The sequence below is a fragment of the Brevibacterium sp. CT2-23B genome (assembly GCF_013168765.1).
Lineage (GTDB): Bacteria > Actinomycetota > Actinomycetes > Actinomycetales > Brevibacteriaceae > Brevibacterium > Brevibacterium sediminis.
The window spans coordinates 850542-875503 of sequence record NZ_JABBYK010000001.1; the positions used below are offsets into that span (position 1 = coordinate 850542).

Consider the following 24962-nt stretch of genomic DNA (forward strand, 5'->3'; position numbering starts at 1 on the left):
TCTCCAGTGGTCGGCGGCGAAGGGAGGCAAGTGTTTGCAGAATAATGACGCTGGGGGATTTCGGCAAGAGCGCGACAGCGGCCCAGAGAACGATATCGGCTCTGCGCGGTCCCGGCCAACTCGGCGCTCATGACGCGGAGTTGGCCGCTGCGGCCACAGCGGGATCAGCTGCCTCAGGACGATGTCGGCCATCCTGTGACTGTTCCCGATCTTCGCCGCCCAGACGGCGATCCCACCAGTCGAGGATGGCTTCGAAGCGCTGCCTGCGGTGGCGGGGCTGCCCGGCCCGGGAGAGCTCGTGGTTCTCCCCGGGGAAGATGAGCATCTCGGTGTCGACCCCGGCTCTCTGGAGGGCCGCATAGTACTGCTGTGCCTGCTCCAGCGGGCAGCGCAGATCGAGTTCCGAGTGCATCACCAAGGTCGGTGTGCCGACCTGTGGAGCGTGGGCCAGAGGTGATTGGGCCGCGATCGCCTCACTGCTGCGGCTCGTGTACTCCTCGGTGAAGAAGCGGCCGATGTCGGAGGTCCCGACGAAGCTGTCGGGGTCGAGGTAGCCGCGTTCGACGATGGCGGCGCGGAAGCGATGGTCCGCGGCGATCGTCATGGCTGTGAGATATCCCCCATACGATCCGCCCTGGATGCCCAGACGGCTGCGATCGAGCGAGGGATCGAGGTCGAGGGCATGGTCGAGGACGGCGAGCACATCGGCCATCGCCGGTGCCGCCATGTCACCTTGGACGGCGGTCCCCCAGCTGCGGGTGCGGCCGCCGGATCCGCGCGGGTTCGAGAACACGACGGCGTAACCAGCGGACGTGAGCACCTGGGTCTCGTCGAACCACGAATGCTTGTACTGGGCGAAGGGCCCGCCGTGGATGTTGAGGATGACGGGGAACGGCCCGTCTCCGTGCGGTTTGGCCAGCCAGCCGGTGATCGTCCCCGAAACGCCAGGCACCCGCAGCACCTGGGGCAGGACGGAGTTCGCCGGTGCCGGATGCTCCTTGACGATCACAGAGGACCCCCTCGCCGAGGCGGCCCCGGACTCCGTGGGTCCGCCGAGGGCGATGCGGCCGAGCACGGCCGGAGAGTGCGGGGTCGATCCGGTGAAGACGAGCGTGTCGTCGTCGGCATCGAAGCCGTTGACGACAGTGGTGTCGTCGGTGAGGAACTCGAGGTCATCCACGCCGATCTCTGCGGCGTCGAGGCCGATGCGAACGACCCGGGTGGCCCCGTCCGTGTCGACGGCGGCGATGACCGCTCCCCCGCGGATCTGCGGCGGGATCGGTGCCAGCGCCACGGTCTCCGGGTCGGTCAGCCGCCTCGTGGAGCCGGTCGATACGGTGTGGATGAAGAGCCCGGGCATCTGGCCGACGAAGTCGAGTTCGTCACGGGTCAGCGCATTGCCGAGCAGCACAACGGTGTCTTCGTCGAGCCACCGGTGCAGACCGACGTCCATGGACGGCAGCTCGAGTGGTGTCGGCGCCTCTCCCCCGAGCAGCCAGACCGTCGAGCGCAGATCGGGCTGCCCCTGGTCGGGGTGAAGCGCGGAGACCACGGACACTCGCGTGCCGTCCGGGGAGAACTGCGGATCGTGGACGTCGCTGTCCGGGGTCGTCAGCAGAGTCGACAGCGGAACTTCGGAGGCCCCGCGCAGGCCCACGGTGCCGAGACCGGGTTCGGCGAGGTCGACGAGGAAGGCGCGGGCCGGACGGTCGTTCGTATAGCCGAGGCCGTTGGCCAGGTAGGAGGCCGTGGTGATCCGGCGTGGAGCTTCTTCGGCCGCCGGAATGGCATCGTCGAGCCCGTAGCGTCCGGGTTCGGCGACGCGGGCGACGTAGAGGGCCCTGGAACGGGTGTCGTCGAGGGCGAATTCGGACACGCCGAGGTGGTTGTCCGTGATCTGGTGTGCCGTCTCCAGGCTGTCGCCGACGAAGAGCTGCGGGGCGGCTTTCTTCTCCGCGCTCAGATAACCGGACCAATTCAGGCCGCACTCTGGATTCGAGTCCGACCATGAGTGAGTCAGCCGTCTGGAGCTGTCGTCGCTCAAGGAGAACAGCTGGGAGAGGTAGCTGTTGGTCTCGAGCTCGGGTCGTCGGATCGTGATGACGGCGTCGTCGCCGCGCAGCACGGGTGAGGAGTACTCGGCAAGAGTGCCGAGGTCTTCAGGATTCATCTGTTCCATTCCTTTTTGAGCCGTGCCTGCACATCGGCGTGCACTTGCGGCAGGGCTTTGGTCTGGGCGATCACGGGCAGGAAGTTCGCGTCTCCGCCCCAGCGTGGGACGACGTGCTGGTGCAGGTGGGCGGCGATGCCTGCGCCGGCCACGGGTCCTTGGTTCATGCCCAGGTTGAATCCGTGAGGTCCGGATACGGCCCGGATGACGCGCATCGCCTTCTGCGTGAACTCGGCGAGTTCGACGGTCTCCTCTTGGGTCAGATCCGTGTAGTCGGCCACGTGACGATAGGGGCAGATCAGCAGGTGGCCCGGGTTGTACGGGTAGAGGTTGAGCACCGCGTACACGTGCTGACCGCGGGCGACGATGAGTCCGTCCTCGTCGGTCTTCGACGGCGCAGTGCAGAACGGGCACTCCTCGGCGCGGTCGTCCTTCGGTTTGTCCTGTCCGTCGATGTAGACCATCCGGTGCGGGGTCCACAGGCGCTGGAATCCGTCGGGTTCGCCGGGGAACCCGGCGGCAGCCTCGGGGTAGGGAGTCCCTTCGCCGAGGCGGCCGTCCGAGTTCTCCGCTGCGGTTCGGCCGTCGTCGCCTCCGCTCATACCTGGGCCTTGGTCTCGATCGCGTCGAGGATCCGTCGCACCGCCTCGGCGACGGGGACGCCGTTCTCCTGTTCGCCGTTGCGGAAGCGGAAGGACACGGCACCGGCGTCGCGGTCCTCTCCGCCGGCGATGAGGGTGAAGGGCACCTTCGACTTCGAGGCGTTGCGGATCTTCTTCGGGAATCGGTCGTCGCTGTCGTCGATCTCGACGCGGACCCCGGACCTGCGCAGCTGGTCGGCCACCTCGGCGAGGTAGTCGTTGAACTCATCGGCCACGGGGATGCAGGTGACCTGCACGGGCGCCAGCCACACTGGGAAGGCACCGGCGTAGTGTTCGGTGAGCACGCCGAGGAAGCGTTCGATGGAACCGAACTTCGCGGAGTGGATCATCACCGGCTGTTTGCGGGAGCCGTCGGCTGCGACGTATTCGAGTCCGAAGCGCTCGGGCTGGTTGAAGTCGAGCTGGACGGTCGACATCTGCCAGGTGCGGCCGATGGCGTCACGGGCCTGGACGGAGATCTTCGGGCCGTAGAAGGCAGCGCCGCCCGGGTCGGGGACGAGTTCGAGTCCGGTCTCCTGAGCGACCTCTTCGAGCACGCTGGTGGCTTCGGCCCACTGTTCGTCGGAGCCGATGAACTTGTCGGCCTTCTTTCCGTCCTCGTCGCGGGTCGACAGCTCGAGGTAGAAGTCGTCGAGGCCGAAGTCGCGCAGCAGGCTGAGCACGAAGTTCAGCAGGTGGCGGATCTCCTTGCCCGCGTCTTCCTGAGCCACATAGGAGTGGGAGTCATCCTGGGTCAGGGCGCGGACACGGGTGAGGCCATGGATGACTCCGGAGGCCTCGTCACGGTAGACGGTGCCGAACTCGAACAGCCGCAGCGGCAGGTCGCGATAGGAGCGGCCTCTGGAGCGGTAGATCAGGTTGTGCATGGGGCAGTTCATGGCCTTGAGCCGGTAGGGAGTGCCCTCCTTGACGACTTCGCCGGACTCGTCGCGGACCTCGTCGACGGACATCGCCGGGAACATGTTCTCTCCGTAGTAGGGCAGGTGTCCGGAGGTGTAGTACAGCGTCTCTTTCGAGATGTGCGGGGTACCGACGTATTCGAAGCCCTCGTCGATATGACGGGCGCGGACGTAGTCCTCCATCTCGCGTTTGATGACCCCGCCCTTGGGGTGGAAGACGGGCAGGCCGGAGCCGAGCTCTTCGGGGAACGAGAACAGGTCCATCTCGGCACCGAGCTTGCGATGGTCGCGACGCTCGGCTTCGGCGATGCGGTCTTGGTAGGCCTTGAGGTCGTCCTTCGACGCCCAGGCGGTTCCGTAGACGCGCTGCAGGCTCGCATTCGCCTGGTCGCCGCGCCAATAGGCCGCCGAGGATCGGGTGATGGCGAAGCCGTTGCCGATGAGCTTGGTGTTGGGCAGGTGGGGGCCGCGGCAGAGGTCCTGCCAGACGACCTCGCCCTTACGGTCGACGTTCTCGTAGACGGTGAGTTCACCGGCGCCGACCTCGACAGAGGTCTCCTCGTCGCCGCCCTTGCCCTTGTCGTTGATGAGTTCGAGCTTGTACGGTTCGTCGGCCATCCGCTCGCGGGCTTCCTCTTCGGAGACGACGACGCGGTTGAAGGTCTGACCGGACTTGACGATCTGGGCGGCCTTCTTCTGAATCGCCTTGAGGTCCTCAGGGGTGAAGGGTTCGGCAGCGTCGAAATCGAAGTAGTAGCCGTCGGTGATGTAGGGCCCGATGCCGAGCTTGGTTCCGGGGAAGAGCTCCTGGACGGCCTGAGCGGTGACGTGACCGGTGGAGTGGCGCAGGATGTCGAGTCCGGCGTCGGAGTCGATGGTGATCGGAGCGATCCGGTCTCCTGACTGCAGCTCGCGGCTGAGGTCGGCGGGTTCGCCGTTCAGCCACATGGCGACGACTGTGCGGTCGGTGGAGAAGATCTCCGTTCCGGTCAGACCCTCTTTCCAGGGAATGCTTTCGCCCGCGCAGTCGATGCTGTCTGCCACTGATCTTCTCCGTTCGTCATGTGTTCATTCGACCGGCCCTTTCGGTGGGCTGGTCACCCTCAGATTCTAGTACCAATTCGCTTGTGACAAATCAGTTGGGTGGCAGTCGAATGACTGCCACCCACACTGAGTCTGCCGAAGCCTGCACCCGAGGCGTCAGGGCCGAAAGGGCCTGGTCACCTCGGGGAACAGGGTGTCACTGCTTGTAGAACTCGAAGTCAGTGCCCTTGCCGAGGTCGTCGATGAGTTCGAGCTTGAGGTGCATGCCATCGATTTCGGCCTTGGGGACGGCGTAGGCGAATTCATAGGTCGTTTCGCCGCCGGCAGGAACCGGATCGGTGAAGGCCAGAGAGCCCTTGTAGTTTCCGCCGTCGAAGACGTCGTCATATTCCGTGCTGCCGCCGTTGTTGGCAGTCAGGTTTGTGAGAGTCATCTCGACATCGGAGCTCGAGTTGTTCTTCACGGTCATCGTCACGATGGCGATCTCACCATTGGTCGATTCGGCTCCGGAGGCGGACGACGATGCGGTGCCCTCGCGGACACTGATCTGGGCAGTGACGTCGGTGCCGATCTCGACCTCGCCGGCCTGAGCAGGTGCGCCGGCTCCGCCGTCGGAGCTGCCGGAGCCCTGGCTCGGGTCCTGGCCCGCACCCTGGCTCGGGTCGGCGGGGGCGGATGAGCTGGCAGCTTCGTCGATGGCCTTGCCGAGCATGCCGATGCCGAGGATGGTGAAGATGACGACGGCGATCGAGATGACGACCGACACAATGCCGAGGATGATGCCGGTGATGTTGAGGCCCTTGTTGCTGGCCAAGCCCTTCTTGACCGCGGAGAGTCCGACGAAGCCGAAGATCACCGCTGCGATGCCGAAGAGAGCGCCGCCGCCGAAGACGAACGCGCCGAGGACGCCGACGATGCCGCCGATGAGGGCGAGGATGCCCCAGATGTTCTTCGAGGTGTTGCCGCCCGACCCGGATGGGTACTGGCCGTAGCCGGAGTTCGGGTTGGCCGGGATGAACTGATCCGAGGATCCGTCGGCACCGGCGTAGGCCGGCTGCTGACCGTACTGGTTGGCGTCGTATCCCTGCGCGTTGGCGTCGTAGGGGTTCTGTCCGTAGTGGTTGTCCCCGTACTGATTCTGGTCAGGCTGGCCCTGACCGTACTGGTTCTGATTGTTCGGGTCCTGGCCGTACTGGTTCTGGCCATACTGATTCTGATCGTTCGACGCACCGTAGTTCGGCTGGGAGCCGTACTGGGGAGCCTGCTGTCCGTACTGCTGCGAGCCGTCGTTGCCGCCCTGACCGTAGTTCGGCTGCGAACCATTGGGCTGGTCGCCCGATGATCCGTACTGCTGACCGGGCTGCCCCGAACCGTACTGACCGGCGTTCTGATCGTTGCCGTAGTTGGGGGCATTCGGCGGCTGGTTGTTCGGGTTCTGCCCGTTGGGGTTGTTGGGCGAACCGTCACCCGAACCGTACGGGTTCTGAGGAGTAGACATAGGTGCTCCGAGTCATCGTCGTTTAGTACAACACCTAGCGTACTAGCAAACCCCTTTGATACCGCATGCTGACCGCGTTTCAGTCCTGGAACACGATGAACTAAACGTACACAATCCAGTTTCGCGGGTTCAGCCCAGCTTAGAGTGAACAGCCCTGTTTCAAACATGGGCTATTCACCCAAAAGTGAGCTATTGCGAAAGAAGCTCAAGCGTGAATGCACGAAGCCCCGAGTGGATCACTCGGGGCTTCTTCTGTGCGCGATACTGGGATCGAACCAGTGACCTCTTCCGTGTCAGGGAAGCGCGCTACCGCTGCGCCAATCGCGCTCTATTCATTTGTTGCACCGGAACCCGAGGGTCCCTGTGCGCGATACTGGGATCGAACCAGTGACCTCTTCCGTGTGAAGGAAGCGCGCTACCGCTGCGCCAATCGCGCTGGTCAACCGACATTCCTGCCGGTCATCCGAGGTGGCGACGGGATTCGAACCCGTGTATACGGCTTTGCAGGCCGCTGCCTCGCCTCTCGGCCACGCCACCGCCAAGGCAGTGCCATGACGCCTCCGAGCGGATGACGGGACTCGAACCCGCGACCCTCACCTTGGCAAGGTGATGCTCTACCAACTGAGCCACATCCGCATTTCTCGCTGCCCGGTTTCCCTGGCAACGAGATATAACTCTATACGCAGGTGGCGGCTTACGCAAAATCAGAATCGGGTGATCGTGGTCACACGCATCGATCAAGCTTTCAGGGTCACCATCTTATAGTGGTTGGGTGAATGCAGAGAGCCCGCAGACCCGCCCGAAAGGCTGGTTGTCACGCCACCACCGGCAAGGTCCCCGACCGTGGCGGAAACTGCGTTTGGGCTTCCTCCGCTGGCGGCGCACAGTGTTGGCCAACCCGCACACTGCACGCCTCTATCGCACCGTCGTCGGCGGCCTCGGCACACTCATCGTGCTCATCGGCCTCGTTCTCGTTCCGCTGCCCGGCCCCGGTTGGCTCATCGTCATCATCGGCCTGTTCATCATCTCCAGCGAGTTCCACTGGGCTCGGCGGCTTCTGCACTTCGTGCGCGTGAACGTCGAACGCTGGACGCGCTGGATCATGGCTCAGCGGCTGTGGGTGCGGTGGACCATCGGGGCCGTGACGGCCGCCTTCGTGGCTGTCATCGTGTGGCTCACCCTGAAACTCACCGGCCTGCCCGATTGGGTCCCGGACCTGCGTCTCTTCGATGTGATCGGCCTGCGCTGACAGACGACCGACGCCCGCCCCACCTTCGTCAGAGGTGCGACGGGCGTCGATGGCCTCTCGGCTCAGGACGACAGAGCGGTCAGTCGCGAGAGGCAGCGCATGTACTTCTTCTTGTACCCGCCGGCCAGCGATTCTTCAGTGAAGACCTTGTCGAGAGCGGCACCGGAGTTGATGATGTGCACATTGCGATCGTAGAGCCGGTCGACAAGCGCCACGAAGCGCAGAGCCACACTCTCGTTGTCGATCGTGCGCACGTTCTCCCACACAGCCGCGTCGATTCCGTCGACCATCCGCCCGTAGCGTGAAGGGTGAACGGTGGACAGGTGGCTGAGCAGCGCGGAGAAGTCATCGCGAGCCACAACTCCGTCAAGCTGGCTCGCGGCCGAATCGAGTTCGGATTCCGGCAGCGGGTCGGCTGGCGCGGTGAGCTCACGGGCACGGTAGTCCTTGCCGTCGATGCGATAGACCTCGAACTGATCGGCCAGCGCCTGAATCTCGCGCAGGAAATCCTGAGCGGCGAAGCGCCCCTCCCCCAGGGACCCTGGCAGAGTGTTCGATGTCGCGATGATCTTCACTCCGGCGTCGGTGAGTTCACGCATCAGCCGGGACATGAGCACGGTGTCGCCGGGATCGTCGAGTTCGAATTCGTCGACGCAGACGAGCTTCATCTTCGACAGGTCGTCGCGAGCCCGGGCGAAGCCCAGGGCACCGACGAGGTTCGTGTATTCGACGAAGGTGCCGAATGTCGCCGGCTTCTCGTTGGCATGCCAGGCCGAAGCCAACAGGTGGGTCTTGCCGACACCGTAGCCGCCGTCGAGGTAGACGCCCTTGGCACCGGATCTTCCCTTCGAGAACAGCTTGCCGAGGAATCCCTTGTCGGTCGAGCGCTGGGTGAATTCCCGCAGCTTATTCTGTGCCTCTTCCTGCGAGGGCTCTGCGGGGTCGGTGCGGTAGCTGTCGAAGGACACGTCCTCGAACTGAGGGGGCGGCACGAGACCTGCGATGAGCTCTTCGGGGGCAACCTGTGGGGATCGGTCGCTCAGTGCGACCAGAGTCTGCTCGGCATTCACTCGGCCTAGTCTAGGGCAGGCTCGAGTGCCCGGTTCAACTCGGGCCCAGCAGGGTGGTGCCCGTCACAGGCAACGCATCCGCGGCGCTTCCGCCGTCCGTCCACTGCCGCGCCGACGCTCTGTTCGCATCACCAGCGGCGACCGACCCGGCAGATCAGTTGTTGAAGTCGAAGCCGAGGCGGCCGAGCTGTTTGGGATCGCGCTGCCAGTCCTTGGCCACCTTGACATGCAGGTCGAGGTAGACCTTCGTACCGAGGAGCCGCTCGATGCCCTGCCGGGATTCCGACCCGATGGTCTTCAGCCGGCTGCCGCCCTTGCCGATGATGATGGCCTTCTGGCTGGGACGTTCGACATAGAGGTTGACGTGGACGTTCCACAGCGGATTGTCCTCGCTGCGTCCTTCCCGCGGGTACATCTCCTCGACCTGCACAGCCAGGGAATGAGGCAGTTCGTCACGCACTCCCTCGAGGGCCGCTTCGCGCACAAGCTCGGCGATCATCTTCTCTTCCGGCTCGTCCGTGAGGTCGCCGTCGGGGTAGAGCGGAGGAGATTTCGGCAGATGCGCCGCGAGCACCGAATCGACGGTGTCGACCTGGAAGTCCTCGACTGCGGAGACTGGGACGACATCGGCGAAGTCGGCGAGCTCGCCGACGGCCAGCAGCGCCTCGGCGATCTTGTCCTTGGGCACCCGGTCGACCTTCGTCACAAGCGCGACGATCGGGGTCCGTCCATCCAGCAGCGCCAGCTGGGAGGCGATATAGCGGTCGCCGGGACCGATCGGCTCATCAGCGGGCAGGCAGAAGCCGATGACGTCGACCTCACCCAGCGTGGATGCCACCAGATCGTTGAGTCGGGAACCGAGCAGGGTGCGCGGTTTGTGCAGTCCGGGGGTATCGATGAGGATGAGCTGATGGTCGTCCTTGTGGACGATTCCGCGGATCGTATGCCGGGTCGTCTGAGGTTTGGCCGAGGTGATCGCGACCTTCTCCCCCACCAGGGCGTTCGTCAGGGTTGATTTGCCCGTGTTGGGGCGACCCACGAAGCAGGCGAAACCGGCCCGATAGTCATCGGGGTAGTCCGTGCGAAATTCCATCTCAGTCCTCCTCCTTCGTCCCCGAACCTTCGGCTGCGGCGGTGCGCGGTGCGTGTCTGCTGTTCTCGTGGGTGCGGGTGACCCGCACGTGGGTGATCCGGTGGCGTCGGCCCTGACCCTCCATGGCTTCGATCTCGAGGCCCTCGATCGACGCATGCGAGCCGTCGATGGGCACTCGGTCGATGAGCTTCGAGAGCAGTCCGCCGACGCTGTTGACATCGTCTTCGTCGATGCGCACATCGAAGTATTCGGCGAAGTCGGAGATCGACATGCGGGTGCTGATGATGAACGATCCGTCTTCGGCGGCGACGAGTTCGTCATCGCCGTTGTCGTACTCGTCTTCGATCTCGCCGACGATCTCTTCGACGATGTCCTCGATGGTCACCAACCCTGCGGTGCCGCCGTATTCATCGATGAGGATCGCCAGATGCGTCGAATCCAGCTGCATCTGCCGAAGCAGGTCATCGGCCGGCTTCGTCTCCGGGACGAACAGGACGGTGCGGGCCAGGTTGCCCACGGGACGGTCGGCCTCCTCGGGGTGGAGGTGGAGGCGGCGGGCGACGTCCTTGAGGTAGGCGACTCCGCGGACGTCGTCGAGGTCCTCCCCGCAGACGGGGATGCGGGAGAAGCCGGAGCGGAAGAACAGGTTCATCGCCTTCTGCAGGCTCACGTCCGCATCGACGGTGATGAGGTCGGTGCGCGGCACCATGACCTCGTTCGCCGAGGTGTCTGAGAGGTTGAACACCGACTGGATCATCTCGCGTTCGCCGTCTTCGATGATGTCGGATTCGCTCGCCCGCTCGACCAGGTCGCGCAGCTGTTCGGAGGTCACGAACGGACCGTCCTTGTACACCTGGTCCGGTGTGAGCAGATTGCCGAGCACGACGAGGATGCGGGTGAGCGGTTTGAGCGCGACGAGGACGATGCGCACGACCCAGCTGAGGTTGAGGCTGACGGCCAGCGACCGGCGCTTGCCGATCGTACGTGGGGAGACTCCGGCGATGATGAAGACCGCCACCGAGGCGGTGATCACCGTGAGGAAGACCATGAGCGGTCCCACGGAGTAGTAGGAATCGTAGGCTAGGGCGATGAACACCGTGGCGAGTGCTTCGAGGAAGTTGCGGACGAAGATGATGACGTTGATGTTCGTCGGCAGGTCCGCGAGGATCCTCTCGACACGCACCGCTGAGCGCTTGCCGTCCTCCTTCGCCTCTTCGACCGCATGGTGGGAGACGTTGAGCAGCGCGGCATCCACGGCGGAGAGGGTGGCTGCGATGATGAGGCACAGTGCCGCCCCGAGGAAGAACATGAACACGATCAGACCTCAGTGGGGGTGGGAATGTCGGTGCGACCGTCGTAGCGAGCCGCGAAGAAGGTCAGCAGCAGATGCCGCTGGAGAGCGAACATCTCTTCGCGCGCTTCGGGCTCACCGTGGTCGTAGCCGAGCAGGTGGAGGAATCCGTGGACGGTCAGCAGCAGGACCTCGTCCATCGTCGAATGACCGGCCGCCCGGGCCTGCGCCTCGGCGACCTCGGGGCAGATGATGATATCGCCCATCTGACCTTCGGTCGGCTTCTCCGGCTCGCCCTGGTGGAGCTGATCCATGGGAAAGGACATCACATCGGTCGGACCTTCGAGGTCCATCCAGGTGACGTGGAGTTCGGACATGGCCGCTGAGTCGACCATGGTTACGGCCAGCTCCGCACCGGGGTGCATATGCAGGGCTTCGCCGAGATACTCGGTCAGGGCAACGACTTCGTCGAGGTCCACCTCGGCGTCGGTCTCGTTGAGGATCTCGGTGTTCATTCGGCATTCCCCCACAGGTCGTAGGCTTCGACGATCTTCGTCACCAGCGAATGCCGGACGACGTCCTTGCTGCCCAGTTCGCAGAACTGCAGGTCCTCGATTCCGTCGAGGATGTCGCGGACGACCTTGAGTCCGCTGCGGGTCTTGCCCGGCAGGTCGATCTGGGAGATGTCACCGGTGACGACCATGCGTGATCCGAAGCCGAGGCGGGTGAGGAACATCTTCATCTGCTCGGCCGTCGTGTTCTGCGCTTCGTCGAGGATGATGAACGCGTCGTTGAGGGTGCGCCCGCGCATATAGGCCAGGGGCGCGACCTCGATCGTTCCGGTCTCGATGAGCAGCGGGATCGATTCGGGGTCGACCATGTCGTGCAGGGCGTCATAGAGCGGACGCACATACGGGTCGATCTTGTCGTTGAGCGTGCCCGGCAGGTAGCCCAGGGACTCCCCGGCTTCGACGGCCGGCCGGGTGAGGATGATCCGTGAGACCTCTTTGTGCTGGAGGGCGTTGACGGCCATGGCCATCGCCAGGTAGGTCTTGCCGGTTCCGGCCGGACCGATGCCGAAGGTGATCGTGTGGTTGCGGATGGCCCTGACGTAGTCGTGCTGGCCCATCGTCTTCGGACGGATCGACTTTCCCCTGGTGGAGAGGATGTTCGTGCCCAGCACCGCCGAGGCGGCCGCTCCCTCGGAGGAGAACGTCGTGACCCTCTCGATCGTCTCTTCGTTGATGCGATGGCCGGCCGCGTGGAGTTTCTTGAGTTCCCCGATGACGCTGACGAAGGCTTCGACGCGTGACGCCTCGCCGGTGACCTGGACCTGGTTGGCCCGGACGTGGATGTCGAGGTCGGCGAAGGTCTTCTCCAGGGCGCGCAGGTTCGATTCCCCGGGACCGAAGAAGGCGACGAGGTCGATGGAGTCGGGGATGACCAATCGCACGGTGTCACGATCGGCACCTTGGGTGTCCGTCACGGCATCATCGCGTGCGGCACCGTCGCCGGTGTCCGAGTCGGTGGGGTTCATGGAGTTCGGGTTCGGTGGGGTGATGTCCAGAATGTTCCTTTGCAAGTGAGCGCACCGTCACCGGCAGCGCCTGAGTGTGCTTCCATCCTAGTCCGATGCCTCACCAACGGCCCAATGAATTCTGGGCCAGGACGAGACCGGCGGGTCCCGCCGATGACGAGCGCAGGATCGTCGGTCCCAGCAGCACCGGGGTTGCTCCACGGCCGGTCAGTGCATCGAGTTCGCCGTCGCTGATGCCGCCCTCGGGGCCGACGACGAAGACGATGCGCTCCGGCAGCTGTGCCGAGTCGTTCGCGATCAGGTCGTTCAGCGCTTCGGAGAGCCTGCGCTGAGCGGTCTCGTGGAGGACGAAGACCGCATCGGCGTCGTTGAGGGTCTTGGCCAGGGCGGCACCGCGGACGAGGTCGTGGAGGATGGGAAATCGTGCTCGTCTGGCCTGCAGGGAGGCCGCTCCGAGGAGGTTCTCCCATTTCGCGGCCATCTTCTCCCGCTTCTTGGCCGGCCAGTCGGCGATCGAGCGTTCAGCGGCCCAGGGAATGACGTCGTCGACGCCGATCTCCGTGGCTGTTTCGATGGCCTGCAGGTCCCGGTCGCCCTTGGCCAGGGCTTGGACGAGGACGAGGCGCGGGCCCGTGCGCTCCTCGACCGTCACCTCGGTGACATCGATCGTCAGCTCATTCGCCGAGGCGGCCGTGACGGTTCCGCGCGCACGTGTGCCTTCCCCGTCGACGATGTCGATTTCCTCGCCGGGACCGATCCGACGCACCCGCACCGCATGCCCGGCCACGTCCTCACCGAGGGTGAGGGCGGACCCGACGACCGCCTCGGCGGCGGTGGCGGAACGGAAGACGGGAAGACTCACCGACCGGCGAACCTCTCACGCATGCGGGAGAACATTCCGCGGTTCTCGGTCGAGATCTGGGCGCGCGGAGTCTCTTCGCCGCGCAGTTCGGCGAGTTTCTCGAGCAGTTCGCGCTGTTCGTCGTCGAGTTTGTCTGGGGTGAGGACGTCGACGGTGATGAGCAGGTCGCCGCGGGTCTCCGAACGCAGGCGGGCGGCTCCGAGCCCGGGAAGTTTGACGATGGTGCCGGACTGGGTGCCGGCGGCGATGGTGAGGTCCTGAGTGCCGTCGAAGGTCTCGAACGGGATGGTCGCACCCAGGGTCGCTGCGGTCATCGGCACGGAGACGGCGGCCCGGAGGTTGTCGCCGTCGCGCTGGAAGACCTCGTGGCGGGTGACCATGACCTCGACGAACAGGTCACCGGCGGGTCCGCCTCCGGGGCCGACTTCACCCTGGCTGCTCAGCTGGATGCGGGTGCCGTCGGAGACCCCGGCGGGGATCCGGATCTTCATGGTCCGCTGTTTGCGCACTCGTCCGTCGCCCTGGCAGTTGAGGCAGGGGTTCGGGATGACGGTGCCGAAGCCGTGGCAGGAGTTGCAGGTCTGGTTCGTGACCATCTGCCCCAGCAGGGTCCGGGTCATGCGCTGGACGCTGCCGGCTCCGTGGCACAGCGAGCAGGTCTCGATCTTCGTGCCTTCCTGCGTGCCGGCGCCCGAACAGGTGTCGCAGACGACTGCAGTGGTGACATCGAGGTCGACGGTGCCGCCGAAAGCCGCGGTCTTCAGGTCGATATTGACGCCGACGAGGGCATCCTTGCCGCGCTGGGTGCGTGGGATCGGACCCCCGGCCTGACCGCCGCCGCCGCCGAAGAAGGTCTCGAAGATGTCGCCGAATCCGCCGAAGCCGCCGCCGGCTGGGAAGCCCTGGCCGTTCTCGCCGCCGCCCATATCGTAGTTGCGGCGCTTCTCCGGGTCGGAGAGCACATCGTAGGCCAGTGAGATGGCTTTGAATTCGTCTTCGTGACCGGGATTGACGTCCGGGTGGTACTTGCGTGCCAGCTTCCGGTACGACGACTTGATCTCAGCCGCGGAAGCGTCTTTGGACACTCCGAGTGTTTCATAGTGATCGGCCACAGAAACTTCTCTCTCCCTGACGTAGTGGTCTTCTCTGTTCGTGGTGGTGGCTGCGCTGCTGCGCGGTGCTCACCGGTTCTGCGCTGCCCGTCTGCGGGTGCCCCTGGTCGATGTCAAGAGACCTACCCTCGATCGAGGATCGAGGACACGTATTTGGCGACGGCACGGACTGCCGAGATCGTCGTCGGATAGTCCATTCGGGTCGGGCCGAGCACTGCCAGTCTGGCCGAGGAACCCGCGTCATGACCATATTCGGCGGCGACGACGGAAGTCGAGCTGAATGATTCGTGAGTATTCTCACGCCCGATGCGCACGCTGATCTCCTCGTGGTCTTCTGCCATCGAGGTGAGCAGCCTGAGCAGGACGACCTGTTCTTCGAAGGCTTCGAGGATCGGGGCCATCTTCTCTCCGAATTCGCTTCCGGAGCGGGCGAGGTTCGCGGTGCCGGCCATGATGATGCGCTCTTCACGCGTCGCGGCCACGAGGTCGACGACGGCGGCTCTGACCTGTTTGAGCCCGGAGTCGTCACGGGCGGTCGGCTCACTCGATTCGGTGGCGGTCGCCTCGGCGGCGGGGGCCGATCCGAAGACCTGCGCGAGTGTGCGTCCGGCGAATTCGGCGTTGATCTGATCGCGCAGTCCGCGGACGGCGTCTTCGTCGAGCGGGCTCGGGGTGATCACGGTCTTCTGCTCGACCTGGCCGGCATCGGTGATGAGGACGACGAGGATCCGGCCGGGTCCGAGACCGACGATCTCGATGTGCTTGATGCGCGCCCGCGACACCGTCGGGTATTGGATGAGCGCGACCTGTCGGGTGAGGCCGGAGAGGACGCGGACGGTGCGGTCGAGCATCTCGTCGAGATCGACGTCGCCGTCGATGAGCTGGAAGATCGCGCGCCGCTCGGCGGTGGTCAGCGGTTTGAACTCGTCGATCCGGTCGACGAACATCCGGTAGCCGAGGTCGGTGGGGATCCGCCCGGCAGAGGTGTGGGGCTGGGCGATATAGCCCTCTTGTTCGAGCGCGGCCATATCGTTGCGGATCGTGGCGGGAGAGACGCCGAGGGTGTGGCGCTGCACGATCGCCTTCGAACCCACGGGTTCGTTGGTGGCGACGAAGTCCTCGACGATGGCGCGCAGCACCTGTGCACGTCTGCTGTCGTTCATCGCGGATCTCCTCTCCGTCTCGCCGATCCATCGCGGTCCCGTGCCTGCGCTTGGCACTCTGTGAGTCTGAGTGCCAATTCTACGCCTCTCGTTCCCGGAATTCATTTCTGGGGTGGCCTGCGGGTCTGCACGCCTGCGGGTCCGTCCTTGATTATGGTGGATGCCCGTGAATGCTTTTGATCGATATGGCCCCGATGTGCTCTCCGGCTCCTCCCCGTCGTCGCACCGCCCGAAGAAGTCCCGTCAGGTCGAGCTCGGCCTGGGCATGGTTCTCGAGGATGCGATGAGCGGCTATGTCGGCGCTGTCGTCGGCGCGGAGAAGACCACGGCCGGTGTCGTCGTCAAGCTCGAAGATCGCGTCGGCAAGGTACGTGCCTTTCCCCTGGGGCCGGGCTTCCTCCTCGAGGGCCAGCCCGTCGATGTGCAGCTGCCGAAGAAGAAGGCGCAGCAGCCCGGACGGACGGCCTCGGGGTCTCGCGCCGTGGTCGGAGCGAAGGCTCGGGTGGCTCGTAGGTCGCGAATCTGGGTCGAGGGCAAGCACGACGCCGAACTCGTCGAGAAGATCTGGGGCGATGATCTGCGCATCGAAGGCGTCGTCGTCGAACCCCTGGGCGGTCTCGATGATGTCGCCGACAAGCTCGAGGCCTTCGGTCCGGATCGGGACCATCGAGTCGGTGTCCTCGCCGACCATCTGGTGAGCGGGACGAAGGAATCGAAGATCGCCGAGGCGGTCCGTGCCGATCCGCGCTACCGCGATGTCGTCCACATCATCGGTCACCCGTATGTCGATATCTGGCAGGCGGTGAAGCCCCATGTCGTCGGCATCCGCGAGTGGCCGGTCGTCCCCCGCGGTGAGGATTGGAAGACGGGAATACTGCGTCGCATCGGATGGCCGCACGCCGACCATCGGGACGTTGCCCGCGGGTGGGTGCGCATCCTCGGGAAGGTGAGCACCATTGCTGATGTCGAACCGACGCTGTCCGGTCGGGTCGAGGAGCTCATCGACTTCGTCACCGTCGGCTGAGAGTCGGCGGTGGTGCGGCGCGGTGGAGCGTCATGGTCACGCGGAGCTGTCGGCGTGTGCCGAATCTGTCACAGGAGTGAGGCTTTCCCGACATCCTCGGGACACCTGGCTCGGCTAGGGTGAATGGCAAGCACTCTTCGAAAGGATCCCCATGTCGTACCACCCCGAGCAGCCGGGCAGCCGACCGATGCCGCCGAACTACTCCCAGGCCTCCGGTTCGCAGCAGCCCTACGCGCCGCAGGGCCAGCAGTATTCGCAGCCGCAGACGCACAGCGGTCAGCCGGGCTACGGTGGGCAGTCGGGGTATGGTTCGCAGCAGGCGTACGGCGCTCAGCCGAGCTACGGGGGCCAGCCGGGATACGGCGCACAGCCGGGCTACGGTATGCCGCAGATGCACAACCCGGCGATGTTCGACTCCCGCTCCCTGCCTGAGCAAGCCTACGGACCCGGCTCCGAGCAGTTCTGGATGGCCCACGAACCCGACCGGACCACGGCATTGTGGACCCACCTCGGCTCGCTCATCTTCGGCTTCATGCCGCTCATCATGTTCCTTGTGAAGAAGGACGAATCCCCGTTCGTCCGCGAGCACTCACGCCAGGGGCTCAACGCGATGATCACGAACACGATCGTCACCTTCGGTGCACTCTTCGTCTTCGGCTTCGTCGGTTTCATCCTGGCACTGGTGACCTTCGGGATCGGCATCATCGTCATGTATGCGGCGCTCATCGTCCCGCTCGTCTACTGCGTCTTCTACATCATCGCGGCCGTCGCAGCGAACAAGGGTGAGGGGTATAAGTTCCCGCTCACCATCAATTTCGTGAAGTGACCATTCCCGCTCACCCCGGATTCTCTGGGGCTGCCCGGACTCTCTGGGTTAGTGTGGAGTGATCGCACACTCTGAAGGGACTCTCATGTCGGACAACCCGCAGCAGCCGAACAACGAACAGTCACAGCCGATGCCTCCGAACTACTCCCCGCAGTCGGGCTCGCAGCAGCCGTACACCCAGCAGCCACAGCAGGGTTCGCAGCCACAGCAGAGTGGTCAGGCCCAGCAGGATCGTCAGGCCCAGTACGGCTCGCAGCCGCAGACCCCTCAGCAGGGATCGCAGTCGGGCTATGGCTCGCAGCCGCAAGCCGGGTACGGCTCCCAGCAGCAGAATCCGGCCTACGGCTCCCAGCAGCAGAATCCTCAGCAGTCGTATGGTTCGCAGCCGGGCTACGGTTCACATCAGGCGGACGGCGCCCAGCAGCCGTACGGTTCTCAGCAGCCCTACAGCGCTCCGCAGGGACACTCTCAGCCCGGTTACGGATTCCAGGGAGCATCCTCGGCGCAGTCGGCTGCCGCCGGAGTGCCCATGGGGGCCGAACTGCCGGATGCGGCCTACGGCCCGACTTCGCTCGGCTTCTGGAATGCAGATCAGAGTGAACGGACGACCGCACTGTGGTCGCACCTCGCTCACGCCGCCACCTACGTCGTCGGTGTCGGCTGGATCGTCACGCTCATCCTCTTCATCATCAACAAGGACAAGTCGCCGTTCCTCCGCCATCATGGCGCACAGTCGCTGAATCTGCTGATCGTCGGCGTCATCGCAGCGTTCGGCATCGGACTGATCGGCGGAATCCTCACGATCGTCGGCATCGGCTTCCTCATCCTCCTGCTCCTGCCGGTGCTCTCGATCTACATGATCGTCATCGAGATCATCGCCGGCATGGCAGCCAACCGCGGTGAGGGCTACCGCATTCCGATGACGCCGAACTGGATCAAGTGATCTGACGCGCAGTGACAGCCTCACCCCGCCAGATTAGCTGAGCATCTCGCCCTGCCGCTCGTTCCCGAGTGGCGGGGCGAGACACTTTCACACGTATTCGGTGAGGATGCGCACCATATAGTCGGCTATGAGACGTCCCTGCAGAGTCGGTTGGAACCAGCCGGCCGCGGCACCATCGGCGTCGAGCAGACCCTGTTTGACGAAGGTTCTGATCGCCTGCTCGCTGCCCGGGGCCAGAGAATCCAGACGCAGCTCGCGGTCGATCCTGGCCGCCAGCATGATCCGTTCGATCTCCCGGGTCTGATCGTCGAGGACCTCACGACCGATCGACGGAGACTCCCCCGCCAACAGCCGATCGGCCCAGGCACGGGGGTGCTTGGCATTCCAGAACCGCACACCTCCGACGTGTGAGTGGGCCCCGGGCCCGAATCCCCACCAGTCCGCATTGCGCCAATAGGCCATATTGTGCTCACAGCGGGTTTCAGGTCCGGTCGACCAATTGCTCACTTCGTACCAGTGCAGACCAGCAGCGGAGATCGCTGCGTCGGCGATCTCGTACTTGTCGGCCAGGTCATCCTCATCAGGCATCGGCAGTTCGCCACGGCGAACCATCGCGCCCATCTTCGTTCCCGGTTCGACGATGAGGGAATATGCCGAGATGTGATCGACCTCGTTGGACAGGGCCACGTCGAGAGAGCGCCGCCAATCGTCGATCGACTCCCCCGGGGTGCCGTAGATGAGGTCGAGGCTGAGCTCGAGGTCGGCGTCCTTGACCCAGCGCGCCACCTCGGGGATCTTCTCCGGATCGTGGGTGCGGTCCAAGGTCGCAAGCACGTGCGGCACGGCCGACTGCATACCCATGGAGATCCGGTTGAAACCGGCTCCGGCAAGGGTCGCGATGTAGGCGGGGGCCAAGGTGTCGGGGTTGGCTTCGGTGGTGATTTCGACATTCTCGGCCAGGCGGAAGCGGGCGCGGACATCGTCCATCACCCCGGCGAGCACATCCGCTGCGAGCAAGGTCGGGGTGCCCCCGCCGAAGAAGATCGTCGAGACCTCACGGTCGCCGGCCCCCGCCTCGGCGAGGGTGGCCACGGACAGATCGAGCTCACGGGCGAGATTACTGCGGTAGTCCTCGCGGGACGCGCCCGGGCCGAGATCGTCGGCGGTATAGGTGTTGAAGTCACAGTAGCCGCAGCGGACCCGGCAGTACGGGACGTGGATGTAGAGGCTCAGCCCCCGCTCCGCGGCCCCGATCCCCACCGATGTCGGCAGCGAACCGTCGCTCGGAGGGACCTCACCGGTCGGTTGTGCGGGCACTTACTTCTTGCTGTCCTTCGTCTCCGGCTCGTCGGAGGACAGGGCCGCGATGAACGCTTCCTGCGGAACCTCGACGGTGCCGACCATCTTCATCCGCTTCTTGCCTTCCTTCTGCTTCTCGAGCAGTTTGCGCTTACGGCTGATGTCGCCGCCGTAGCACTTCGAAAGGACGTCCTTGCGGATGGCGCGGATGGTCTCGCGGGCGATGATGCGTGAGCCGATGGCCGCCTGGATGGGCACCTCGAACTGCTGACGCGGGATGAGCTTGCGCAGCTTTCCGGCCATCGCCACACCGTAGGAGTAGGCGTTGTCGCGGTGGACGATCGCAGAGAACGCATCGACCTGGTCGCCGTGCAGCAGGATGTCGACCTTGACGAGGTCGGAGGCGTCCTGGCCGTCATCGGAGTAGTCGAGGGAGGCGTAGCCCTTCGTCCGGGACTTCAGCTGATCGAAGAAGTCGAACACGATCTCCGCCAGCGGCAGGCGATAGCGGATCTCCACACGGTCCGAGGACAGGTAATCCATGCCCTGGAGTTTGCCGCGGCGATCCTGGCACAGTTCCATGACCGCCCCGATGTAGTCGCTGGGGGTGAGGATCGTGGCCTGCACCATCGGCTCCCGGACTTCCTTGATCTTGCCCGTCGGGTACTCGCTCGGGTTCGTCACCACGGTCTCCGAACCGTCCTCCATGGTCACGTCGTAGATCACGGACGGGGCGGTGGAGATGAGGTCGAGATCGAACTCCCGTTCCAGGCGGTCGCGCAGGACTTCGAGGTGGAGGAGACCGAGGAATCCGCAGCGGAAGCCGAAGCCCAGCGCCGTCGAGGTCTCGGGTTCGTAGGCGAGAGAGGCGTCGTTGAGTTTGAGTTTGTCCAGCGCGTCGCGCAGCACCGGGTAGTCGGACCCGTCGATCGGGAAGAGTCCGGAGAACACCATCGGTTTGGGCTCCCGGTAACCGCCGAGGGCCTCTGTCGCGGGCCCCGCAGCGGCGGTGACGGTGTCGCCGACCTTCGACAGACGCACATCCTTGACACCGGTGATGAGGTAGCCGACCTCACCGACGCCCAGTCCCTTCGTCGCCTTGGGCTCGGGCATGGAGGCGCCGATCTCCAGCAGCTCGTGGGTGGTGCCGGTCGACATCATCTCGATCTTCTCGCGTGGGGACAGAGAACCGTCGATGACGCGGACATAGGTGACCACACCGCGGTAGGTGTCGTAGACGGAGTCGAAGATCATCGCGCGGGCCGGGGCCTCGGCATCGCCGACGGGCGCGGGGATATCGGTGATGATGCGGTCGAGGACCTCCTCGACGCCTTCGCCCGTCTTGCCGGACACGAGCAGGCAGTCCTCGGGTTCGCAGCCGATGAGGTTGGCGAGCTCTTCGGCGTACTTCTCCGGCTGTGCAGCCGGCAGGTCGATCTTGTTGAGCACGGGGATGATCGTCAGATCGTTCTCCATGGCCAGGTACAGGTTGGCCAGCGTCTGGGCTTCGATGCCCTGAGCGGAGTCGACGAGCAGCAGGGCACCCTCGCAGGCGGCCAGGGACCGCGAGACCTCGTAGCTGAAGTCGACGTGCCCGGGAGTGTCGATCATGTTGAGCGCGTACGGGGTGTCCTCGTGCTCCCACGGCATGCGCACAGCCTGGGATTTGATGGTGATTCCGCGTTCGCGTTCGATGTCCATCCGGTCGAGGTACTGGGCACGCATATCGCGGTTCTCGACGACGCCGGTCATCTGGAGCATGCGGTCGGCCAGGGTCGATTTGCCATGGTCGATATGAGCGATGATGCAGAAATTGCGAATCAGCTCGGGTGAGGTGGCAGACGGTGAGATCCGCTTTGCAGCTTCCTTATTCACCTGAGGTGACATGAACGCCCTTTCTTTGACAGACCAGGTCCCCAGACAGACCGGATCCCCCATTGTTTCATGACTTGCGCGCGGACCTGGAATCCACGGGCGTGCACGTCGTGATCGTCCGGATCTTTCGCGATTCGCCCCGCCGAACGGTGCCGATCGGGGAAGATGGTCTCATGAGCGAATTCCGGGTCATGAGCTTCAACCTCCGCTATCCCGCGATGGACGGTCATCCGGTGGCCGAGCGGCTGCCCATCGCCGCCGATCTCATCCGGCGTGCACGTCCGCACCTCATCGGCACCCAAGAGGGCGAGCTCGACCAGCTCGAGACGCTCATCGACCTGCTGCCCGAGGAGTACATCTGGCTCGGAGAGGGCCACTCCGGTGGCAACTCCGGCGAGTTCACAGCCGTGATCCTCGATTCGAAGCGCTTCGACGTGGAAGCCGTGGACATCAGCTGGCTGTCCGAACAGCCCGACACCGTGGCCTCGGAATCGTGGGGAGTCTCGCATGCGCGCACCCTGACGACGGTCGATGTCCGCGACCTCGAATCCGACCGGCGTCTGCGTGTGCTCAACACCCACCTCGATCACAAGTCCGAGCGCGCCCGTCTCGAGTCCGGTCGGATCATGGCCGAGACCATCGCCGAGGCGGCCCGTCCCTGCGTGGTCACCGGTGACTTCAATGTCGCCACCGGCTCCCCGGTCTACAACTTCTTCTGTACTGAGCTCGGCCTCACCGACACCGCAGCCGAGGTTCCCGGTGAGGACATCGGCACCTTCCACCGCTACAAGGGTCCGAAGGCAGGCGAGCCGCGCATCGACTGGATCCTCACAACACCGGGCCTGCGCACACTGTCCACGCGCATCGACACGTTCGAGGTGGACGGGAAGTACCCTTCCGACCATTTCCCCGTCGAGGCGGTCCTCGAATTCTCGTGACTGTGAGGGCTCGCTCGCCCGATCAATACGGGTCGTTTGCCCGTCCGCGTCGGCTCGTTCGCCCGACCGGGTCGGCACATTGTTCTCTGCAGCCTGTGACAGCCGGCTCGTTTAGGCTGGACATATGAATTGGAGATCACTGGTCAATCGGGCCGCGAGAATCGGTGTCCGCGAAGGGCTGCGCTATCTGCGCCAATCGCAGTCGAAGAAGAACTCCGGAGGCGCATCGCAGCCAACGGATGCCAGCCGGCCGAATCCGGCACGGTCCGGCGGTGGAGGTGCCGCCTCGGCGGGTTCTGCCGATCGTTCCGACTCGGGCGGCCAGGGCGGATCCGGTGCGTATCCCGGCGATTACACGGGCACGATCACGGTCAGCTACTCCCCCGACCTCGACGGCGACGCCGATCCGGGCGAAGTCGTCTGGGGGTGGGTCCCCTTCGAGGAGGACCACTCGCAGGGCAAGGATCGACCGTCCCTCGTCGTCGGACGTGACGGCAGATGGGTGCTCGCGCTCATGCTCACCAGCAAGGATCACATCCCCGGCGGCGTCGGCGAGGTCCGGCAGGACCGGCACGCGAAGTGGATGAACATCGGCACCGGGGACTGGGATTCGCAGGGTCGGCCCTCAGAGCTCCGCCTCGATCGCATCATCCGGCTCGATCCCGATTCGATCCGCAGGGAAGGCGCGATCATGCCCCGCGACGTCTTCGACCGGGTGGCTGAGCACATCTCTGGCTGAGCCCCGGCAGACCGACCGAGCGAAGCCTTCATCTTCCCTGCGCTGCTGGGCGCGCAGGGATTTCCAGCCCGGGACCAGAGCCTGTATCATGGGTGATTGTGTCTTCATCAAGGCGTGTGTCTCGCCGAGGTCGGGTGAAGACGCCGTCGGATTCGATGTCGTCGATGTGTTTCCCCGCGGAGATGATCAAGTCGGTTCGATGCGCCCTCACGACCATGTACCACTAACACGAAAGAGTGTTGAAATTGGCTAATATCAAGTCCCAGATCAAGCGGATCAAGACCAACGAGAAGGCTCGTCAGCGCAACAAGGCTGTCCGGTCCGAGGTTCGGTCCTACGTCCGCGTCGTTCGCGAGAACATTGCTGCCGGCAACAAGGAAGCGGCACAGCAGGCTTATGCTGTGGCTGCCCGCAAGCTCGACAAGGCTGTTTCGAAGGGTGTTCTGCACAAGAACAACGCTGCGAACCGCAAGTCGCGCCTGGCCACGCAGATCAACGCTCTCTGAGCGCACGACTGAGGCTATAGCTTCACGGGGTCCGAACCACACGGTTCGGACCCCGTACTTTTTACTTATTACTACCTGACGGCGGCCCAGCAACCTCGCGCGAGGTTGCTGGGCCGCCGTCAGGTAGTAATTAGCGGAGGCGGGCTAGGCGGGCGACTTCTGAGACGAACCATTCGACGGCGTAGACGGGGTCACGTCCACCGCCCTTGACTGCCGCATCGGCCTCGGCTGCGGCGATGAGCGACTGGCCGAGCGCCACCTCGTTCCACCGCCTCACCTCCCGGCGGGCCCGGTCGACCTGCCACGGAGCCATCTTCAGCTCGGAGGCCAGCTCGCCGCTGGTGCCGGAGAACCCCTGCACCTTCGCCATACCGCGCAGCTTCATCGCAACTGCCGCCACCAGCGGGACCGGATCGGACCCGGTCGACAGGGCATGCCTGAGCAGGCTGAGTGCGTTCTTCGCGTCTCCGGCCACTGCCGCATCGGCGACCTTGAAGCCGGTGGCTTCGACCCGGCCGCCGTAGTACTGGTCGACGACCTCGGCGGTGATCGTGCCTTCGGTGTCTTCGATGAGCTGGTCGACCCCGGCATTGAGTTCGGCGAGATCAGAGCCCAGCGCCGACATGAGCGCGGCCATTCCCGCCTCGTCGATGCGCCGCTTCGCGGTCTTGAACCGGGTCTGGGCGAACTTCGCCCGATCGCTTTCGTTCTTCAGCACCGCCGCGTCGATGCGCGGGAAGCCGGCGGAGTCGAGTTTCTTGATGAGCTTCGCTCCCCTGTTGCCGCCGGCGTGCAGCAGCACCACGACGGCGTCATCGTTCGGAGCGTCCAAATAGGCCAAAGCGTCACCCAGGAAGTCCTCCGAGCACTTCTCGACGGCATCGACGACGATGAGCTTCGAGGACGAGAACAGAGACGGTGAAGCCGCCATCGCCAACTCGCCGGCCTGGTATCCCGCTGCGTCGAATTCGATCTCTTCGGGATCCTGTTTCCGTGCGGCCGATACGATGCGGTCCTTGGCCATGCGCACGAGCACCGATTCGCCACCGGAGATCATGACGACAGGTGCCGGTTTCGCCGAGCTCCACGGGATCAGGGTCTTCTTCACTGCCATGGACCCCAGCCTATCGCGGCTTCCCGACATGACCGGCAAGGCGGACCG

The 24962-nt window shown here is 64.6% G+C and carries 22 protein-coding genes and 4 tRNA genes; 7 read left to right on the plus strand and 19 right to left on the minus strand.

The window, feature by feature from the left end:
- Positions 1-127: 127 nt before the first annotated feature.
- The 8 genes from HIM68_RS03975 to HIM68_RS04010 all read right to left on the minus strand — a co-directional run bounded on the left by HIM68_RS03975 (position 128) and on the right by HIM68_RS04010 (position 6909).
- Positions 128-2170, minus strand: a complete 2043-nt coding sequence (locus tag HIM68_RS03975; protein WP_172169742.1) for a S9 family peptidase — start codon at positions 2168-2170, stop codon at positions 128-130.
- Positions 2167-2772 (minus strand): HIT domain-containing protein, encoded by a 606-nt coding sequence (locus tag HIM68_RS03980; protein WP_172169745.1) that lies wholly within the window; start codon positions 2770-2772, stop codon positions 2167-2169. The genes HIM68_RS03975 and HIM68_RS03980 overlap by 4 nt, the downstream gene beginning before the upstream one ends.
- Positions 2769-4775, minus strand: coding sequence for a threonine--tRNA ligase (thrS, locus tag HIM68_RS03985; protein WP_172169748.1), 2007 nt, complete (start codon positions 4773-4775; stop codon positions 2769-2771). Before thrS ends, HIM68_RS03980 begins: the two co-directional genes overlap by 4 nt.
- Positions 4776-4971: 196 nt before the next feature.
- Positions 4972-6273: a DUF4352 domain-containing protein gene (locus tag HIM68_RS03990; RefSeq protein ID WP_172169751.1), complete on the minus strand. Its 1302-nt coding sequence runs from the start codon at positions 6271-6273 to the stop codon at positions 4972-4974.
- A 255-nt stretch (positions 6274-6528) separates the two neighbouring features.
- Positions 6529-6600: transfer RNA gene (locus tag HIM68_RS03995), tRNA-Val, on the minus strand.
- A gap of 37 nt (positions 6601-6637) precedes the next feature.
- Positions 6638-6709: transfer RNA gene (locus HIM68_RS04000), tRNA-Val, on the minus strand.
- A gap of 30 nt (positions 6710-6739) precedes the next feature.
- Positions 6740-6810: transfer RNA gene (locus HIM68_RS04005), tRNA-Cys, on the minus strand.
- A 26-nt stretch (positions 6811-6836) separates the two neighbouring features.
- Positions 6837-6909, minus strand: a tRNA-Gly gene (locus HIM68_RS04010).
- A gap of 136 nt (positions 6910-7045) precedes the next feature.
- Between HIM68_RS04010 and HIM68_RS04015 the strand changes: the two genes are divergently transcribed.
- Complete coding sequence (locus HIM68_RS04015; RefSeq protein ID WP_367647423.1) at positions 7046-7522, plus strand: TIGR02611 family protein; 477 nt, start codon at positions 7046-7048, stop codon at positions 7520-7522.
- A 62-nt stretch (positions 7523-7584) separates the two neighbouring features.
- Here HIM68_RS04015 and zapE read toward each other — a convergent pair whose 3' ends face one another.
- The 8 genes from zapE to hrcA all read right to left on the minus strand — a co-directional run bounded on the left by zapE (position 7585) and on the right by hrcA (position 15650).
- The gene (gene zapE, locus HIM68_RS04020) at positions 7585-8592 is read right to left on the minus strand and encodes a cell division protein ZapE (protein ID WP_172169754.1); all 1008 of its coding nucleotides are present in this window, start codon (positions 8590-8592) and stop codon (positions 7585-7587) included.
- A 154-nt stretch (positions 8593-8746) separates the two neighbouring features.
- Positions 8747-9685, minus strand: coding sequence for a GTPase Era (gene era / locus HIM68_RS04025; RefSeq protein WP_172169757.1), 939 nt, complete (start codon positions 9683-9685; stop codon positions 8747-8749).
- Between the two features lies 1 nt (position 9686).
- Positions 9687-10994 carry a hemolysin family protein gene (locus HIM68_RS04030; protein WP_216656915.1) on the minus strand — a complete coding sequence of 436 codons (1308 nt, stop codon included), beginning with the start codon at positions 10992-10994 and terminating at the stop codon, positions 9687-9689.
- A gap of 8 nt (positions 10995-11002) precedes the next feature.
- On the minus strand, positions 11003-11491 hold the full coding sequence (gene ybeY / locus HIM68_RS04035) for an rRNA maturation RNase YbeY (RefSeq protein ID WP_172169763.1): 489 nt from the start codon (positions 11489-11491) through the stop codon (positions 11003-11005).
- Complete coding sequence (locus HIM68_RS04040; RefSeq protein ID WP_172169766.1) at positions 11488-12513, minus strand: PhoH family protein; 1026 nt, start codon at positions 12511-12513, stop codon at positions 11488-11490. The genes ybeY and HIM68_RS04040 overlap by 4 nt, the downstream gene beginning before the upstream one ends.
- Before the next feature lie 100 nt (positions 12514-12613).
- Positions 12614-13375: a 16S rRNA (uracil(1498)-N(3))-methyltransferase gene (locus HIM68_RS04045; protein WP_172169769.1), complete on the minus strand. Its 762-nt coding sequence runs from the start codon at positions 13373-13375 to the stop codon at positions 12614-12616.
- Entirely contained in the window at positions 13372-14487 is a 1116-nt protein-coding gene (gene dnaJ, locus HIM68_RS04050; RefSeq protein ID WP_139908137.1) for a molecular chaperone DnaJ, read from the minus strand. The genes HIM68_RS04045 and dnaJ overlap by 4 nt, the downstream gene beginning before the upstream one ends.
- A 122-nt stretch (positions 14488-14609) precedes the next feature.
- Positions 14610-15650: a heat-inducible transcriptional repressor HrcA gene (gene hrcA / locus HIM68_RS04055; RefSeq protein ID WP_139908138.1), complete on the minus strand. Its 1041-nt coding sequence runs from the start codon at positions 15648-15650 to the stop codon at positions 14610-14612.
- A gap of 160 nt (positions 15651-15810) precedes the next feature.
- On the opposite strand from hrcA, the gene HIM68_RS04060 reads away from it, so the two are divergent.
- The 3 genes from HIM68_RS04060 to HIM68_RS04070 all read left to right on the plus strand — a co-directional run bounded on the left by HIM68_RS04060 (position 15811) and on the right by HIM68_RS04070 (position 18443).
- Complete coding sequence (locus HIM68_RS04060; protein WP_172169772.1) at positions 15811-16674, plus strand: DUF3097 family protein; 864 nt, start codon at positions 15811-15813, stop codon at positions 16672-16674.
- 151 nt (positions 16675-16825) lie between these two features.
- Positions 16826-17500 carry a DUF4870 domain-containing protein gene (locus HIM68_RS04065; RefSeq protein WP_172169775.1) on the plus strand — a complete coding sequence of 225 codons (675 nt, stop codon included), beginning with the start codon at positions 16826-16828 and terminating at the stop codon, positions 17498-17500.
- 85 nt (positions 17501-17585) lie between these two features.
- Positions 17586-18443, plus strand: a complete 858-nt coding sequence (locus tag HIM68_RS04070) for a DUF4870 domain-containing protein (protein ID WP_172169778.1) — start codon at positions 17586-17588, stop codon at positions 18441-18443.
- An 87-nt stretch (positions 18444-18530) separates the two neighbouring features.
- On the opposite strand, the gene hemW is transcribed toward HIM68_RS04070, so the two are convergent.
- Positions 18531-19760 carry a radical SAM family heme chaperone HemW gene (hemW, locus tag HIM68_RS04075; protein ID WP_172169781.1) on the minus strand — a complete coding sequence of 410 codons (1230 nt, stop codon included), beginning with the start codon at positions 19758-19760 and terminating at the stop codon, positions 18531-18533.
- Positions 19761-21629, minus strand: coding sequence for a translation elongation factor 4 (gene lepA / locus HIM68_RS04080; protein ID WP_253903700.1), 1869 nt, complete (start codon positions 21627-21629; stop codon positions 19761-19763). It lies immediately after the preceding gene.
- Between the two features lie 161 nt (positions 21630-21790).
- Here lepA and HIM68_RS04085 point away from each other — a divergent pair, with 161 nt between their 5' ends.
- From HIM68_RS04085 to rpsT, 3 genes are all read left to right on the plus strand, one after another.
- Positions 21791-22555 (plus strand): endonuclease/exonuclease/phosphatase family protein, encoded by a 765-nt coding sequence (locus HIM68_RS04085; RefSeq protein ID WP_139908144.1) that lies wholly within the window; start codon positions 21791-21793, stop codon positions 22553-22555.
- A gap of 124 nt (positions 22556-22679) precedes the next feature.
- Positions 22680-23294: a type II toxin-antitoxin system PemK/MazF family toxin gene (locus HIM68_RS04090; protein ID WP_139908145.1), complete on the plus strand. Its 615-nt coding sequence runs from the start codon at positions 22680-22682 to the stop codon at positions 23292-23294.
- A gap of 245 nt (positions 23295-23539) precedes the next feature.
- Positions 23540-23800, plus strand: a complete 261-nt coding sequence (gene rpsT / locus HIM68_RS04095; RefSeq protein ID WP_139908146.1) for a 30S ribosomal protein S20 — start codon at positions 23540-23542, stop codon at positions 23798-23800.
- Between the two features lie 130 nt (positions 23801-23930).
- On the opposite strand, the gene holA is transcribed toward rpsT, so the two are convergent.
- Positions 23931-24914 (minus strand): DNA polymerase III subunit delta, encoded by a 984-nt coding sequence (gene holA, locus HIM68_RS04100; protein ID WP_172169784.1) that lies wholly within the window; start codon positions 24912-24914, stop codon positions 23931-23933.
- Positions 24915-24962: the final 48 nt, after the last annotated feature.